The 1,547-nt window shown below is 63.9% G+C and carries 1 protein-coding gene; it reads left to right on the forward strand.

Annotated features, from left to right (window positions below; all coding sequences use genetic code 11):
* Positions 1–1,547, forward strand: a 1,547-nt coding sequence (locus tag HMPREF0178_RS19875) for an FAD-dependent oxidoreductase (RefSeq protein ID WP_009369330.1), incomplete at both ends; no start/stop codon positions are given.

A 1,547-nucleotide genomic window follows, 5' to 3' on the forward strand; every position in this document is an offset into this window, starting at 1 on the left:
GGCAAGGCCGTGGTCTGCGGTTATGATTGCGAAGGGCTTCCTTCCGTCCTTGGCGAACGTCCCTGCGTGGGCATGGTCGGCGGCATAGTGTATGTGCGTGGCGCGTTTTCCGAGGATGTTGCGGACGATCTCGCCGTATCCGGGCTGGAACCGGATGATGTCGCCTACCTTGAGGCCGGGATGGAAACATTTTTGTCCGCCGTGGGCAGGCCGGAACTGTACGCCGTCCTCAGCGATTGGAGCGAGTGGCGGAAGATTCATCCCCTCACCTTGGGGGGACACCCTTCTAGGCCCGAGCCCATGCCGATGGGTGCGTTCCGGGCCAAGGAGTGGATACAGGGCGGCATTTTCAGCGACGTATGCCGTGATGATTTCGCCGTGAACGCCACCGTAGCGCGCGGCCTGTACCGCCAGCGTGTCCCCTCGTGGGACAACGCCGCCTGTGCCGCGCCCTGTGAGTTCCGTTGCCCGGCCTCCATTCCTACACAGCGACGGTACAACATGCTGCGCGCGGGCAAGGTGAAGGAAGCCTACAAGCTGGTGCTCGACTATACGCCGTTCCCCGGTTCGGTATGTGGCGGCGTGTGTCCCCACCCGTGTATGGAAGGGTGCACACGCGGCGGCATCGACGAAGCCGTCCAAATCGGGGCGCTCGGGCGCTGTTCCATTGATGTGGCCTTGCCCCGTCCCACTGGGCGTACCGGGAAAAAGGTCGCCGTGATCGGCGGCGGGGTCGCGGGCTTGAGCGCCGCATGGCGGCTTGCCCGGAAAGGGCATGAGGTCACCGTCTACGAAGCCGACGACCGCATGGGCGGCAAGCTGGAGCAGGTCATCCCCCGCGCCCGTCTTCCGCACGAGGTTTTGGAAAAGGAACTGAAGCGCATTGAGGACATGGGCGTGCGTTTCGTGACCGGCAACCGGGTTGACGCGGACGGGTTCCAGCGGCTCCGGCGGGAAAGCGATGCGGTGATCGTCGCCACCGGAGGGCATATCCCCCGCGTGTTCCCGTGGCCCGGGCATGAGAGGATTGTGGCGGGCATCGACTTCCTCAAGGCCATCAACAAGGGCGGGAATCCTCGTGTCGGCCGGAATGTCATCGTCATCGGCTGCGGCAACGCGGGCATGGATGCCGCAGCCGGGGCCTATGCGATGGGCGCGGAAAGCGTGACCTGCATTGACGTGCAGAAACCGGCGGCCTTTGCCCATGAAATCGCGCACATCGAAGCGCTGGGCGGCAAGCTGCTCTGGCCGGTGATGACCAAGGAAATAACCGATGACGGACTCATCACGGCGGACGGGACACTCATTACCGGCGATATGGTCATCATCACCATCGGCGAATCCCCGGATTTGGGCTACCTGCCTGAAGGCGTGCGGAAATTCCGCGATTGGGCCGTTCCCGGGGAGGACATGAGTCTTCTTGAAAACGTGTTTGCGGCGGGCGACGTGATCAAGCCCGGGTTGCTGGCGGACGCGATCGGAACGGGAATCAAGGCGGCTGAGGCCGTTGACGCCTCGCTTCGCGGTGTGGCCTATGCGCCTGTCGA

The sequence above is a fragment of the Bilophila sp. 4_1_30 genome (genome assembly GCF_000224655.1).
Lineage (GTDB): Bacteria > Desulfobacterota > Desulfovibrionia > Desulfovibrionales > Desulfovibrionaceae > Bilophila > Bilophila wadsworthia.